Below are 14,883 nucleotides of genomic sequence, written 5' to 3'. Positions count from 1 at the left end.
GGGGCGGCGGGCCTCGTCGGGCGGGGCCGGTGGCACCCGGTCCCGCCGCGGGGTATCACGCGTGCGGGGCGAGGATCCAGAGTAGGAAGAGTACCATCGGCACGTGGAACAGGAACTGCGTGAAGCAGAAGCCGACGATGTCACGCGCCTTGAGGCCGAGCACGCCGAGCAGCGGCAGCATCCAGAACGGGTTGATGAGGTTCGGCAGGGCCTCCGCAGCGTTGTAGGTGGAGACCGCCCAGCCCATATGGGCGCCGAGATCCTTGGCGGCCTGCATCACGTAGGGCGCCTCGACGATCCACTTGCCACCGCCCGACGGGACGAAGAAGCCGAGCACCGCCGAGTAGGCGCCGATCACCACCGGGAACGTGTTGACGTTGGCGATCGAGACGAAGAAGTCGGCGACGTGATGGGCGAGCGTGACGCCGTCGGAGCCCGGGACGGCCGTCATCAGGGCCGCGACCGAACCGTAGAACGGGAACTGCAGCAGGATGCCCGTCGTGCTCGGCACCGCGGCCGACACGGCCTTGGTGAAGCTGTGGATGTTCCTGTGCAGCACGAGGCCGATCATCAGCAGGATGAAGTTGTAGGTGTTCAGGTTGCCGATGACCGAGAGCGCCTCCTTGGACATGAACTCGGTGACCACCCAGCCGAGCGCGATCACGCCGATGACGATCGGCAGGATCGGGGTGTATTCGGGCCACTCGCCGGGACGCGTCGCCTTCTTCTCGGTGACGGGCTTGTCGTGCGGATCGCAGCCCATGTCCTCGGCCGTGCGGGCGTGAGCACCGCGCGGCGCCGAGAAGTAGGCGATGGCGACCGACACGATCGTGATCACGACCGCCATCGCGATCGAGTTCCACTTGAAGATGGTCTCGGACAGCGGGATCAGGCCGGTGATGTCCGAGATCGTCTTCGGCAGCGAGGCCGGATTGGCCTGCAGCATCGCGGCCGAGGAGGACAGGCCGAGCGCCCAGGTGGCGCCGAGGCCCAGATAGGCGGCCGCGCCGGCGGCGCGGTAGTCCATCTTCAGCTCGGTGCGGCGGGCGAGCGCGCGGATCAGCAGGCCGCCGAGCACGAGGCTCAGCGCGTAGTTGATGTAGGACGCCATCATCGAGACGAACGACACCCAGGCGACCGCGCCGGCGGCGGAGCTCGGCACCAGAGCGAGCTTGTCGATCAGCTTGGTGGCGGGCGGCGAGACGGCCAGCACGTAGCCCGTGATCACCACCATGGCCATCTGCATGGTGAAGGGGATCAGGGTCCAGAAACCGTTGCCGAAGCTCTTGGCGATGGCGACCGGCGACGCGCCGGTCGCCAGGTTGCCGGCGGCGACGACCAGCACGGCGAAGATGACGAACACGAAGGCGTCGGGATACCAGCGCTCGGCCCATTCGGTGAACGCGTTGGCGAGCCGCGCGAGGCCGCCCTGACCTTCCTGATTGGCGGGATCCAGCGGAACGTCGCCGGTGGCTTGGATGGACATGGAGTTCTCCAATCGGTGTCGGTTCGCGCCTTCGTCAGGCGGCGAGCTGCATGGTGGGAACCGTGTTCGGAACGATCAGGCGAGCTTCGGTGGCGGCGACGACCTGCTCGACCGTGACGCCGTCGGCGACCTCGAGCAGGACGAGCCCCTCCTCGGTCGGCTGGATCACGGCGAGCTCGGTGACGACGAGATCGACGCGACGCACCGAGGTGAGCGGCAGGTTACACTTTTTCAGGATCTTCGGCGCGCCCTTGGCCGTGTGGGTCATGGCGACGATGACGCGCTTGGCGCCGGAGACCAGATCCATGGCGCCGCCCATGCCGGGCACCATCTTGCCGGGGACCATCCAGTTGGCGAGCTGGCCCGCCTCGTCGACCTGCAGGCCGCCCAGCACGGTGACGTCGAGATGGCCGCCGCGGATCAGGCAGAACGAGGTGACGCTGTCGAAGGCGCCGGCGCCCGGGATGATGCTGGTGGGCGTGCCGCCCGCGTCGGTGAGCGCATCGGCGGCGACGCCCGGCTCGGGCAGCGGCTGCATGCCGATGACGCCGTTCTCGGACTGGAAGAACACCTGGATGCCGACCGGCAGATACTTGGTCACCAGCGTCGGCAGGCCGATGCCGAGATTGACCAGGTTGCCGTTGCGGAGCTCCTGGGCGACGCGCTTGGCGATGATGGTTTTCTCGTCCATGTCAGTTGCTCCGGGCCACGAGATGATCGACGACGACGCTGACGGTCTCGACCTGGTCGGGCGGGATGAGGCCGACCGGCACGATCTCGCCGGCCTCGGCGATCACGGTGTCGGCGGCGAGCGCCATCACGGGATTGAAGTTCCGCGCGGTGAGCTCGTAGGAGAGGTTGCCGTAGTAGTCGGCCCGCCAGGCGCTGATCAGCGCGAAGTCGGCGCGCAGCGGCTCCTCGACCAGGAAGGTCTTGCCCTTCACGTCGATCGTCTGCTTGCCCTCGGCGACCGTGGTGCCGACGCCCGTCGCGGTGAGGACGCCGCCGAGCCCGGCGCCGCCGGCCCGGATGCGCTCGGCGAGCGTGCCCTGCGGCACCAGCTCGACGTCGATCGCGCCGTCGATCATCTGCTTCTGCGTCTCGGGGTTGAGCCCGATATGCGAGGCGACGAGGCGCTTCACCGCGCCGGCGCGGATCAGCTTGCCGATGTCGACGCCGGGCCGCGCCGTGTCGTTGGCGATGATGGTGAGGTCCTTGCGGCCCTGGCGGACGAGCTCGTCGATCAGACGGTGAGGCGAGCCGACCCCCATGAAGCCGCCGATCATCAGCGTTGCGCCGTCGGGAATCTTCGCGACCGCCGCCTCGATGGCGGTGACTTTCGACATGATGAAACCCTTTCCCAAAAGCGTCCGGGAGCCTGACCGCCGATGCGAGGATCGCATCGGCCGGCGCGCCGGCCGCGTGCCACGCAGACCGTTCCGCAAGCCGCGTGCCATGTCGGAAAGTGCCGTGTTTACGGGCCGTTCACGACTTTTTGCACTGCGATATAAGGGTTTTTCCACGCGCAGATCCGTGCGCGGCTGCGCAAGTTCTTGCGCACCTGCCCGCCACTGCGGGCCGCACCCATCCGAAACTCCACGACTTGCCGTCGCTCTTGCGCAGCGCAATAACGACCGTCGGACGAGGCGCCGCGCCGGCGCTCCACCCCCGAGGCGTTCCCCCGTGCGTCTGCCCGATCTCCGCCGTCTGCTGCCCGTGAGGACGTTGCGCGTCCGCCTGATGCTGACGTCGCTGCTGGTCGTCGCGCTGCCGATCGCCATCGTCGGCGTGACGCTCGAGCGCGAGGGCCGCCAGGCGCTGCGCGGCGAGAAGGAGGACAAGCTGTTCGCCCTCGCCCGCGTGCTCGATCTCGAGCTCGGGCCGGGCGGTTACGACACGCTGCTCGCCGACCTGCCGACCGGCTGGACCGACCGCGACGCGGCGGTCCGGCATCTCAACCGGAAGCTCGCGCCGGTGACGGACCGGATCGCCGCCGCGGCGCCGGGCATCGGCGTCGGTTATTATTCCAAGCGGCTCGACGCCATCGTCACCTACGGGCCGAGTCGCGATCACGCCAACACGGTCGGGCTCGCCATTCCGCCGGATCACCCCGGCCGTGGCGTGATGGACGCCAAGGAGCCGCGCGCCGAGGTCGGCACGCTGGTGCGCGGACCCATCCTCAACGCGATGCTGCCGATCATCCGCGACGGCGAGGCGATCGGCTACATCTGGTCGAACGAGTTCTCCTCCGCCGTCGAGGCGCAGGCGAACGCCATCGACATCGCCGTGGTGATCGCCTGCCTGGGCGGCCTCGTCGTCGCCTTCGGCATCATCGCGGTGCTGTCGCGGCGGCTGTCGCGCGAGGTCGACGTCATCGTGCACGGTCTCGCCGCCATGAAGCGCGACCTGCGCCGGCCGATCCCGGCCCTGCGCGACGAGCTCGGCGCCATCGTCGAAGCGATCAACGGCATGGCCAAGGCGCTCAACGACGCGCGCTCGCTCAACGAGAACATTCTGGCCAGCGTCGCCGACGCGATCGTGGCCGTGGACCTCGACGGCCGCATCACGGCGGTCAATCCGGCCGCCGAGCATCTCTACGGTGTCACCTCGGCCGACGTGATCGGAAAGCCCTATCGCAGCCTGTTCTCCCGGGACGCCAAGGTCGACAGCGTGCTGCTCGACACGCTGCAGACCGGCCGGGTGCACGCCGCCGTCACCATCGACCTGCCACGCGCCGAGCAGACGCTGCGCATCAACGCGACCTCGAGCGTGCTGCGCGACGGCGACGGCAAGCGCATCGGCGCCGTCGTGGTGCTCAAGGACGTCAGCGAGCGCGAGCGGCTGATGGTCCAGGTGATGCGCGCCGACCGTCTCGCCGCGCTCGGCGAGCTCACGGCCGGCATCGCCCACGAGGTGAGGAACCCGCTCACCTCGATCCGCGGCTTCATCCAGTATCTCGACGAATGCGAAAGCCTGGACGAGTGGCGCGCCTACGGCCCGCTGATCATCCGGCAGGTCGACAGCCTCAACCACATCGTCAGCGAGCTGCTGGCCTTCGGGCGGCCGCAGCCGCCCCGCATCGGCACGGTCGACGTGGCGCGGCTGATCGAGGAGATGGCGTTTTTGGCGCGCGGCAAGTCGGACGCACGCATCGAGCTCGCCTGCGACGGCAGCTTCCCGACCATCGAGGCGGACGGCGAGGCGCTCAAGCAGGCGCTGTTGAACCTGATCATCAACGCCATCCAGGCGATCCCGGACGGCGGCACCGTCACGGTGTCGACCCGCACCGAGGACGATCACGTCGCCATCGTGGTCAAGGACGACGGCGTCGGCGTCGACCCGGAAAATCTCGACAAGGTGTTCGACCCGTTCTTCTCGACCAAGCCGTCCGGCACCGGTCTCGGCCTCGCCATGGTCCACCGCATCGTCGACGCCCATGGCGGCGTCATCACGTTCGACAGCGCGCCCGGCAAGGGCACGGTGGTCGAGATCAGACTTCCCGTCGTCCATCGCGAACAGCCCGAGCCCGTCTCATGAGCGTCCCTGTCCCTTCCGTTCTCGTCGTCGACGACGACGAGGCGATCCGCCGGATGCTCACCGCCGTCCTCACCAAGGAGGGCGTCGCCGTCGCCGCCGCCCAGGACGGCGTCGAGGCCACCGAGGCGTTCCGCCGCCGCCACGCCGACGTGGTGCTGATGGACATCCGCATGCCGCGGATGAGCGGCCTCGACGCCATGAAGGCGATCCTCGAGGTCGACCGCGGCGCCGCCGTGATCCTGATGACGGCGTTCGCCGAGGTCGGCACCGCCGTGAAGGCGATGCGGGACGGCGCCTTCGACTACGTGATCAAGCCGTTCGACATCGAGGAGATCCGCCTCCTGGTGCGGCGCGCGCTGGAGATCCGCACCATGCGGGCCGACATCGTGTCGCTGCGGCGCGAGCTGTCGGAGCGCTACGGCGCCGAAGGCATCCTCACCGAGAACCCGCGGATGATGGAGCTGCGCCAGACCGTCGCCAAGGTGGCGCGCTCCAACGCCACCGTGCTGATCCAGGGCGAGAGCGGCACCGGCAAGGAGCTGGTCGCCGCCGCCGTGCATTACGGCTCGCCGCGCGCGACGGGTCCGTTCGTCAAGGTGAACTGCGCCGCGATCCCCGAGGGGCTCCTGGAGAGCGAGTTCTTCGGCCACGAGAAGGGCGCCTTCACGGGCGCGGTCGGGCGCCGGCAGGGCCGCTTCGAGCAGGCCGAGCACGGCACGCTGTTTCTCGACGAGATCGGCGAGATCTCCACCGGCCTGCAGGTGAAGCTGTTGCGCGTCCTGCAGGAGCGCGAGTTCGAGCGGGTCGGCGGCGCGAACCCGATCAAGACCGACGTGCGCATCGTCGCCGCCACCAATCGCGATCTCGACAGCATGGTGAAGGCCGGCACGTTCCGGCAGGATCTGTTCTTCCGCCTCAACGTCGTCACGCTGAAGACCATCCCGCTGCGCGACCGGCCCGAGGACATCCGGCTGCTCGCCACGCATTTCCTGGAGCGGTTCACGGCCCAGAACGACGTGGTGATCCGCGGCTTCGATCCCGCCGCGATCGACTGCATGCTCGCCTATGCGTGGCCCGGCAATGTGCGCGAGCTCGCCAATGCGGTCGAGCGCGCCGTGGTGATGAGCACCACCAGCGTGATCCTGCCCGAGGACCTGCCCGAGAGCGTGGTGAAGCCGGAGCGGAACCCGCTCGCCGCCGCCGGCGTGGAGAGTCCCGCGGATCTCGACGGCGTCGAGGTCGGCCGACCCCTGCGCGAGCTCGTCAACGAGTTCGAGACCAAGGTGATCCGCGCCGCCCTGGCGCACAACGGCGGCAACCGCGCCCGCACCGCCGTGGCGCTCGGCATCAGCCGCCGCGCGCTCCTGTACAAGCTGCAGGACTACGGCCTCGGAGCCCGCGAAGGGGCGGAGTGAGAGGCCGGGGCCCGGCTCCGGCAGCGCGTGGCGCGCCTCCAGGCCCGGTGGAGGCCGGGCCGAGCGCGGCCCGGCGCGGTCGCCTTACAGCGTCTCCTGCTCGTGCCCGCACTCCTTGCAGGCGTAGCGGACGCGGATCTGGCCCTTGGGGGCCGAGACGCGGGTCTTTCCGCCGCAGCGGCCGCACACCGCCTCGATCCGCGTGTCGCCCTGCTTGACGGTGAGGCCGCGGCGCTCGATCGCCTCGCGGACCAGGCGCTCGGTTTCCTCGCGCATCGTTTGCTTCGACATGTCACCCCGTTCTCGGCTCGTCTCTGTGTCGGGGCAGGAGTAGACCGGGAGTCGCCCAGGGACAAGCCGCGATGCGGCACGACGGGCGATCGACGCCGGCGCCGGCCCGGTCGTTCCGCCTTTCGGACACACTCCGTTCAGTCCGCATTCACGCGGCGCGCCCGAGAGTACCGGCGAACCATGACACGGCGGCTGCGGCGAGGCGGCCCGCCTGCGGGAGTTCCGGAATGCGTGGTTTGTCCGTCGCGGCCGGCGCCGCGGCTCTGTTCGCCCTCGCCGCCCTGCCCTCGCCCGCTCACCCGGCCGAGTCGCATCCCGTCGACCTGCGTCCGGACGATCCGGCGCCCCTCGCCTCCCTCTCGAAAGCCGAGCTCGCGCTCGTCGACGCCCTGACCTGGGGCGTGGATTCGGCGACCCTCCGGGCCTTCGGAACCCAGGGTCGCGACACGTGGCTGAAGGCGCAACTCCGTCCGGCCGCCGGCGACCGCCTGCCCGAGGCGGCCCGGGCGCGGCTCGAGGCGCTGCCCTCCCGCACAATCCCGGTCGCCGACCTGGTCCGCGACTTCGACGCGCGCGCCCGCGCCGCCGCCGCGCTGTCCGACCCCGACCAGCGGGCCGCCGCCCGCAAGGACGTGCAGCAGGGCATGACCGATGTCTTCCGCGACACCACGACGGCTTTCGTGCTGCGGGCGCTCTACTCGCCCGACCAGCTGCGCGAGCGGCTGGTGTGGTTCTGGCTCAACCACTTCAACGTGCATCAGGCGAAGGCCAATCTCCGCCTGCTGGTCGGCGACTATGTCGACACGGCGATCCGGCCGCACGCACTCGGGCGGTTCCGTGATCTGGTGATGGCGACGCTGCGCCACCCGGCGATGCTGCGCTACCTCGACAACGCCGACAACGCCGCGGGCCGGCTCAACGAGAACTACGCCCGCGAGATCATGGAGCTGCACACCATGGGGGTGGGCTCCGGCTACACCCAGAAGGACGTCGAGGAGCTCGCCCGCATCCTCACCGGCGCCGGCATCGCGCTCAGGCCCGACACGCCCCGCCTCAAGCCCGAGCTGCAGCCGCTGCTGATCCAGGACGGGCTGTTCATGTTCAATCCGGCACGGCACGATTTCGTCGACAAGGTCCTGCTCGGCCACGCCGTCAAGGGCCGCGGCTTCGCCGAGATCGAGGAGGCGGTCGATATTTTGTGCCGGCAGCCCGCGACGGCGCGCCGCGTCGCCCGCCAGCTCGCCACCTGGTTCGTCGCCGACGATCCGCCGCCCGCCCTGGTCGACCGCATGGCGCGGCGCTTCACCGAGACGGACGGTGACATCGCCGCGGTCGTCGAGGCGATGCTGCGGGCGCCGGAGTTTTCCGCCACGATCGGCACCCGCGCAAAGGACCCGGTGCGCTTCGTCGTCTCGGCCCTGCGGCTCGCCTATGACGGCAAGGTGATCGTCAACGCCGCCCCGGTGCAGGGCTGGCTGAACCGGCTCGGCGAAGGCCTGTTCAACCATCAGACCCCGGACGGCTATCCGCTGGTCTCGACGGCCTGGACCGGCCCGGGCCAGATGACGACGCGGTTCGAGATCGCCCGCCAGATCGGCTCCGGCCCGGCCGGCCTGTTCAAGCAGGCCGGCACCGACGCCCCGGACCAGCCCGCCTTCCCGCAACTGCAGAACGCCGTCTACTTCGCCGCCCTGCAGGCGCGCCTCTCGGACCGCACGCGCGCCGCGCTCGACCGGGCGGTGTCGCCGCAGGACTGGAACACGCTGTTCCTCTCCTCACCCGAATTCATGCAGTGACGGCGCGCGCCCCTTTCCAGCGCCCGCGTCGCCCCCTGGAGGCGCCCATGCCCGACCGCCGAAACCTCGATCGTCGTCATGTGCTGGCCGGGCTCGCCGCGCTCGCGCCGATGACGATGGCGGGCCGCGTCTGGGCGGCGCCGAAGGCCGACGCGCGCCTGCTCGTGGTGTTCTTGCGCGGCGCCTACGACGCGGCCAATGTCGTGATCCCGATCGGCAGCGACTTCTACTACGCGGCGCGCCCGACCCTCGCCATCGGCCGGCCCGATCGGACCTCATCGACGGCAGCGCTGCCGCTCGATCGCGACTGGGGCCTGCACCCCGCGTTGGGCGGCACCATCCTGCCGCTGTTCGAGAAGGGCCAGGCGGCCTTCGTGCCGTTCGCCGGCACCGACGACGTCACCCGCAGCCACTTCGAGACGCAGGACACGATCGAGCTCGGCCAGGACATTTCCGGTACGCGCGACTATCGTTCGGGCTTCATGGCGCGGCTCGCCGCCGAGCTGACGCGGGTGCGGCCGATCGCCTTCACGGAGCAGATGCCGCTGACCTTCCAGGGCGGCGAGCCGGTGCCCAACATCGCCATCGCGCAGGTCGGCAAACCCGGCATCGACGCGCGCCAGGCGAGCCTGATCGGCTCCATGTACGAGGGCCGGCCGCTCGGCGCCGCCGTGCAGGAGGGATTTCGGGTGCGCGACGACGTCTACACGACGCTGTCCGAGCACATGATGGAGGCGAGCCGCGGCGCGGTGTCGCCGAAAGGGTTCGAGCTGTCGGCGCGCCGTATCGGCCGGCTGATGCGCGAGCAGTTCAACCTCGGCTTCGTCGATGTCGGCGGCTGGGACACGCATGTGAACCAGGGCGCCGCCACCGGCTATCTGGCCGACCGCCTCGCCGAGCTCGGCCGCGGCCTCGCGGGCTTTTCCGAGGAGATCGGCCCGGCGTGGAAGGACACCGTCGTGGTGGTGATCTCCGAGTTCGGCCGCACCTTCCGCGAGAACGGCAACCGCGGCACCGACCACGGCCACGGCAGCGCCTACTGGGTTCTGGGCGGCAGCGTAAGGGGCCGCCGCATCGCCGGCGAGCAGGTCGCGGTCGACCAGCAGCACCTCTTCCAGAACCGCGACTTTCCGGTGCTCACCGATTATCGGGCACTGCTGGCCGGGCTTTTTCAGCGGCTGTACGGCCTCGGGCCGGCGAGCCTGCAGCGGGTTTTTGCGGGCGTGACGGGGCGGGACTTGGGGCTGGTGTAGGGACTTAAAGTTCTAGACGCCCGTTCGGAGCCATGACCAGGCTCGAATGGCCTCTTCTTCCTGCATCGCTATCTCGTGGACAAACGCCAGCCGATACGACCACAGTTCGTATCGGCCTCCGTATCAAAGCTGACAAATGATTTTTGGAATTTGAGTTCCTCCACCCCGATATCCTGGGCGAGGAACCTCCACGGATGCGTTCATCGGGCGAACAGCAGTCACCTCACTTATCCGAAGCAACTTCCAACCCGCCGTCTCACTTCCTGAAGAGCCACCGTGCACTTGCCAGACCAGAGCCACGAGATTATTCGCCTGAGAATAACCGACGGCATGCACTTCAATAACCCGCGAATGTCCCTTATAGTCGACCTCAAGACATTGCTTGACAGTGACGGCCGAGCAGAACGCATCAAGCGGGGCGATCGACATCGATATCCTCGTAAGCAAATTCGGGTCGACGATCGAGAGAGACCACATGAGAATTTCGCGAGTAGAGGTTACAAACTTTCGCGCCATTTCGAAAGCATCTCTTGAGCTTCACCCCCTGACCAGTCTCATTGGATCGAACAATGCAGGAAAATCATCTTTTCTGAAAGCAATTGATTTATTTTTCAGCAATTCACCCAAATTTGATAAAGATGATTTTCACAACAACAACATTGAAGAAGCTATTGAAATAACAATTTCATTTTCTGAACTAACACCAGAGGAAAGCGCATTATTTGAAAATAATCTAATTGACGACAGCCTGACCGTTACTCGCCAACTCCTGTTCGGATCAGGCCGAGAATCCGGAAACTACTTTGTTGAGGCAATGGTCAATCCGGAATTCATGGATTGCCGAAACGAACAAGTGAAAACAGAACGACGGGAGAAATATAAGGAATTACAAAAGAGATTTGAATTGCCTAGCGTTCGCTCTGCCGATGAAATTGACGACCAACTTGAAAAATGGGAATCTGCGCATCCGGAAGCTCTCAAAAAATCGAGAGTGGGAACCTTTCGCGGTTGGAAGAATGTTGCAGCTGGGCAGCTCAAACGGAAAACAGATTTTGTTTTTGTACCCGCTGTTCGGGACGCGTCCGAGGACACTGGAGCAACACGATCTCCAGCAAAGCAGCTAATCGACACCCTCGCAAAGCAAACAATAGAAAACAATAAGGCATATCAAGAATTTATTACCGAAGCGAACAATCAACTAAAGCAATTTACAGATCCCGACAATGTCCCCGCTCTTGCAGAATTCAGCAGCAAACTGTCTGAAATTTTACAAGTCTACTATTCCGAATCGGAGATAATTGCAACTTGGCAGCCAATAGAGCAACTTCCGGTGGTTTTTCCCAACTCTGAACTTTCAGTGAAAGACCACGGCTTTATATCGCGCGTCGAGAAGGTCGGTCACGGACTGCAACGAGCGATCATAATTACAATATTAGAGTTTTTGGCAAAAGAAAGATTTAAGCAACCAGAAGAGGAGTTCACCTCAGCGCAAAGCGACATAATATTGGCTATAGAAGAGCCAGAGATATATCAACATCCAATAAAACAAAGACACATATCTGCGGTGTTGGAGAGACTAAGCGGTTCATTCAGCAAGCAGACCAGGATCCGATTACAGATAATCACCGCAACCCACTCACCTCTTTTCGTGCATCTGCCTCGCTTTGAGGAGGTGCGGATCGTTCGTCGAGCAGAAACAGCACCGCACCATGTATTAATATCGCAACTCTCAATTTCAGACTGTTCCGCCGCACTGGCGGGATTTCATCGACCACCTCGCACCCCTTTGAGCGAATCTTCATTCGCAGCAAAGCTGCACATCTTCAACTCCGAGGTTTCCGAGGGATTCTTCGCAAGAAAGGTCGTGTTGGTTGAAGGCGCATCTGACAAGGCGATCCTTGAGGCATCATACTTGAACACCAAAAGATCGCCGCTTTCAGAAGGAATATGCATTATTGACGCTGGCGGAAAAAAGAAGATAGATAAGCCAGCATATGTATTCAAAAAATTGGGAATTCCAGTCTTTGTGATCATGGACAATGACCGCTCTTCCACAAAGGAGCCGAAGCAACAAGATGAGATCAACTACAATAGACTAATTCAACGTATACTAGGATTTCGCGAAGAGGACATAGAGGATTGGCCCGAAAAGCTCAACGCCAATTTCTGTGCATGGGACGGCAATCTCGAAAAATATATAGTTAGAAAATGCGGCCAAGATTGCTATGATGATTCAAGAAATCAAGTTAAGATAAGCTTCGAAGTAGACAGCGATGATTGCGTTAAGTCTCCAACACTTGCTAGTGCATTATTTTCAATCGCCCTAAGCAAGGGACACACCTTCAATGAGCTGAACGAAATAATAACCGCCATTGATAACCTGTAGGAATATTGCTCACGCCTCGATCACGATCCTCGGCGCGCTCCGTCCCCCCGTGCCGGCGAGCTGATCACGCACCTTCGTGGCGATGTCGCGGTAGATCGTGGCATGCGGCCCGTCCGGAGCTGTCGCCATCACGGGGCGGCCGGCGTCCGACGTCTCGCGGATGTCCATGTGGAGCGGCACCTCGCCCAGGAACGGGACGCCGAGGCGGGCGGCTTCGTCGCGGGCGCCGCCGTGGCCGAAGACGTCGGAGCGCTCGCCGCATTTCGGGCAGAGGAAGTAGCTCATGTTCTCGACGATGCCGAGCACCGGCACGTTGACGCGGCGGAACATGGCGATGCCGCGCCGCGCGTCGATCAGCGCGAGGTCCTGCGGCGTCGAGACGATCACGGCGCCGCGCAGCGGCACCTGCTGGGCCATGGTGAGCTGGGCGTCGCCGGTGCCGGGCGGCATGTCGACCACCAGCACGTCGAGCGTGCCCCAGTCGACCTCGCGCAGCATCTGGGTCAGCGCCGACATCACCATCGGGCCGCGCCAGATCATCGGCGTCTCTTCCTCGACCAAAAAGCCGATCGACATCACCTCGAGGCCGAAGCCCTTCAGCGGGATCAGCTTGTTGCCGGGGCCCATCTGCGGCTTGCCGGAGAGGCCGAGCAGGCGCGGCACCGAGGGGCCGTAGATGTCGGCGTCGAGGAGGCCGACGCGCTGACCGATGGCGGCGAGGCCGAGCGCGATGTTGACGGCCGTGGTCGACTTGCCGACCCCGCCCTTGCCCGAGGCGACCGCGATGATCGAGGCGACGCCCGGCACGGCCGGCTGCTGCGGCGCGCCGCCCCCGGCCGGACCATGCGCATGGCCGTGGCCATGACCGCCGCCCGCCGGGGCCGCGGCCGGACGCGAAGCGCCCGGGCCGGTGCCGCTGCGCTCCGCCGTCAGCGCCACCAGGGCCGAGGTGACACCCGGGATCGCCTTGACGGCGGCCTCGGCGGCGGCGCGCACCGGGTCCCAGGCCTTCACGGCGGAAGCGTCGACCGTGATCGAGAAGAACACCTTGCCGTCGCCGACGACGATCTCGGACAGCGTGCCGCTGTCGGTCAGCGCCAGGCCGCTCGGGGTCTTCACCCGCGCGAGGCTCGCGAGAACGTCGTCCTTGGTCGGCGCCATGCTGGTCTCCTGGCCCGGCTGTTCGGAACACGGCCGAGTCTGTGTGGTCAGGTCAACATAGGGGCGCCCCGACCAGGGTCAACGGCCACCGCCTTCCACCCTCCCCTGCAGGGTGACCAGCGCGATGCCGTCACGCCAGCTTCAGGCCGACGATGCCGAGCACGATGAGGCCGACCGAGGCGAAGCGCAGCAGCGTGCCGGGGTCGCCGAAGAACCAGACGCCGACCAGGAAGGCGCCGACCGCGCCGATGCCGGTCCACACCGCATAGGCCGTGCCCATCGGGATCTCGCGCTGTGCCAGCAGCAGGAGCACGCCGCTCGTGGTGATGCAGGCGATCGCGAAGGCGATCCACAGCCAGCGGATGCCCTGCTCGGTCCAGCCGAGCTTGAGGCCGATCGGCCAGCCGATCTCGCAACACCCCGCCAGCAGCAGGAACACCCAGGCCATGCCGTCCTCCCTTCGTCCCGTGCCGGCGGGTCACGCCGGGGGCTGCGCCCTCGCGGCCGGCCCGCTCCCCCCCTCGCGGGGTTGACGACGCCGGTGGAGCCGGCACATAGCCAGCCCGGACGTCAGCCGCAAGACAGCGGACCGGGCCGCCGGCCCACGACACTTTTGAGGGACACTGCCATGGCGAAAGTCGCCTTCCTGGGCCTCGGCGTGATGGGCTACCCGATGGCCGGCCATCTCGCGACGAAGGGTGGCCACGAGGTCACGGTCTACAATCGCTCGACCGAGAAGGCGGTCCGCTGGGTCGGCCAGTTCGGCGGACGCTTCGAGGCGACGCCGCGGGCCGCCGCGACCAAGCAGGATTTCGTGATGGCCTGCGTCGGCAACGACGACGACCTCCGCCAGGTGACGCTCGGGCCGGACGGTGCCTTCCAGGCGATGGGCCGCGGCACCGTCTTCGTCGACCACACCACGGCCTCGGCCGAGATCGCGCGCGAGCTCGCGGCCGCGGCGGCGGAGCGCGGTTTTGCCGCGATCGATGCCCCCGTCTCGGGCGGCCAGGCCGGGGCCGAGAACGGCGTCCTCACCGTGATGTGCGGGGGCGACGCCGCCGTCTATGCCCGCGCCGAGCCGGTGATCGCGGCGTATGCGCGCGCCTGCACGCTGATGGGCGAGGCGGGCGCCGGGCAGCTCGCAAAAATGTGCAACCAGATCTGCATCGCCGGCGTCGTGCAGGGGCTGGCCGAGGCGCTGCACTTCGCCAAGCGCGCCGGGCTCGACACCGAGAAGCTGATCTCGACGATCTCCAAGGGCGCGGCGCAGTCCTGGCAGATGGAGAACCGCTACAAGACCATGGTGGCGGGCGAGTTCGAGTTCGGCTTCGCGGTCGACTGGATGCGCAAGGATCTCGACATCGTGCTGGCCGAGGCGCGGACGAACGGCGCCACGCTGCCGGTCACGGCGCTGGTCGACCAGTTCTATGCCGAGGTGCAGGCGATGGGCGGCCACCGCTGGGACACGTCGAGCCTGATCGCCCGGCTGGAGCGCTGAGCGGGCGCTCGCGCCGTTTCGTCGGGACGGAATCGAAAACGGGCGCCGCGGATCGCGGCG

At 66.4% G+C, this 14,883-nt stretch carries 13 protein-coding genes; 6 read left to right on the top strand and 7 right to left on the bottom strand.

The window, feature by feature from the left end:
- Positions 1-55 precede the first annotated feature (55 nt).
- From CH341_RS18500 to CH341_RS18490, 3 genes are read right to left on the bottom strand one after another with little or no spacing between them, the layout of a single operon-like run.
- Positions 56-1,486: a short-chain fatty acid transporter gene (locus tag CH341_RS18500; protein ID WP_111420468.1), complete on the bottom strand. Its 1,431-nt coding sequence runs from the start codon at positions 1,484-1,486 to the stop codon at positions 56-58.
- 34 nt (positions 1,487-1,520) lie between these two features.
- Positions 1,521-2,177, bottom strand: coding sequence for a 3-oxoacid CoA-transferase subunit B (locus tag CH341_RS18495; protein ID WP_111420467.1), 657 nt, complete (start codon positions 2,175-2,177; stop codon positions 1,521-1,523).
- A gap of 1 nt (position 2,178) precedes the next feature.
- Positions 2,179-2,832 (bottom strand): CoA transferase subunit A, encoded by a 654-nt coding sequence (locus tag CH341_RS18490; RefSeq protein ID WP_111420466.1) that lies wholly within the window; start codon positions 2,830-2,832, stop codon positions 2,179-2,181.
- 337 nt (positions 2,833-3,169) lie between these two features.
- Here CH341_RS18490 and atoS point away from each other — a divergent pair, with 337 nt between their 5' ends.
- Together atoS and atoC are read left to right on the top strand one after the other, a co-directional pair.
- Positions 3,170-5,023, top strand: a complete 1,854-nt coding sequence (atoS, locus tag CH341_RS18485; RefSeq protein WP_111420465.1) for a two-component system sensor histidine kinase AtoS — start codon at positions 3,170-3,172, stop codon at positions 5,021-5,023.
- Positions 5,020-6,438, top strand: coding sequence for an acetoacetate metabolism transcriptional regulator AtoC (gene atoC / locus CH341_RS18480; protein ID WP_111420464.1), 1,419 nt, complete (start codon positions 5,020-5,022; stop codon positions 6,436-6,438). The genes atoS and atoC overlap by 4 nt, the downstream gene beginning before the upstream one ends.
- Positions 6,439-6,522: 84 nt before the next feature.
- Here atoC and CH341_RS18475 read toward each other — a convergent pair whose 3' ends face one another.
- Complete coding sequence (locus CH341_RS18475; protein WP_111420463.1) at positions 6,523-6,729, bottom strand: hypothetical protein; 207 nt, start codon at positions 6,727-6,729, stop codon at positions 6,523-6,525.
- 227 nt (positions 6,730-6,956) lie between these two features.
- Here CH341_RS18475 and CH341_RS18470 point away from each other — a divergent pair, with 227 nt between their 5' ends.
- Both CH341_RS18470 and CH341_RS18465 read left to right on the top strand, forming a co-directional pair.
- Positions 6,957-8,525: a DUF1800 domain-containing protein gene (locus CH341_RS18470; RefSeq protein WP_111420462.1), complete on the top strand. Its 1,569-nt coding sequence runs from the start codon at positions 6,957-6,959 to the stop codon at positions 8,523-8,525.
- A gap of 47 nt (positions 8,526-8,572) precedes the next feature.
- Positions 8,573-9,778 carry a DUF1501 domain-containing protein gene (locus CH341_RS18465; RefSeq protein WP_111420461.1) on the top strand — a complete coding sequence of 402 codons (1,206 nt, stop codon included), beginning with the start codon at positions 8,573-8,575 and terminating at the stop codon, positions 9,776-9,778.
- 123 nt (positions 9,779-9,901) lie between these two features.
- Here CH341_RS18465 and CH341_RS33760 read toward each other — a convergent pair whose 3' ends face one another.
- Positions 9,902-10,207 (bottom strand): hypothetical protein, encoded by a 306-nt coding sequence (locus CH341_RS33760; protein WP_146604530.1) that lies wholly within the window; start codon positions 10,205-10,207, stop codon positions 9,902-9,904.
- A 46-nt stretch (positions 10,208-10,253) separates the two neighbouring features.
- Between CH341_RS33760 and CH341_RS18460 the strand changes: the two genes are divergently transcribed.
- The gene (locus CH341_RS18460; RefSeq protein ID WP_111420469.1) at positions 10,254-12,164 is read left to right on the top strand and encodes an AAA family ATPase; all 1,911 of its coding nucleotides are present in this window, start codon (positions 10,254-10,256) and stop codon (positions 12,162-12,164) included.
- Between the two features lie 9 nt (positions 12,165-12,173).
- Here the strand turns inward: CH341_RS18460 and CH341_RS18455 are convergent, their stop codons facing one another.
- Both CH341_RS18455 and CH341_RS18450 read right to left on the bottom strand, forming a co-directional pair.
- Positions 12,174-13,325 (bottom strand): Mrp/NBP35 family ATP-binding protein, encoded by a 1,152-nt coding sequence (locus tag CH341_RS18455; RefSeq protein ID WP_111420460.1) that lies wholly within the window; start codon positions 13,323-13,325, stop codon positions 12,174-12,176.
- Between the two features lie 130 nt (positions 13,326-13,455).
- Positions 13,456-13,773 carry a DMT family transporter gene (locus CH341_RS18450; protein WP_111420459.1) on the bottom strand — a complete coding sequence of 106 codons (318 nt, stop codon included), beginning with the start codon at positions 13,771-13,773 and terminating at the stop codon, positions 13,456-13,458.
- A gap of 180 nt (positions 13,774-13,953) precedes the next feature.
- On the opposite strand from CH341_RS18450, the gene CH341_RS18445 reads away from it, so the two are divergent.
- Positions 13,954-14,823: an NAD(P)-dependent oxidoreductase gene (locus tag CH341_RS18445; protein ID WP_111420458.1), complete on the top strand. Its 870-nt coding sequence runs from the start codon at positions 13,954-13,956 to the stop codon at positions 14,821-14,823.
- Positions 14,824-14,883 lie beyond the last annotated feature (60 nt).

It is taken from the genome of Rhodoplanes roseus (assembly GCF_003258865.1).
GTDB lineage: Bacteria > Pseudomonadota > Alphaproteobacteria > Rhizobiales > Xanthobacteraceae > Rhodoplanes > Rhodoplanes roseus.
This window is presented reverse-complemented; position numbering and strand designations above follow the sequence as displayed.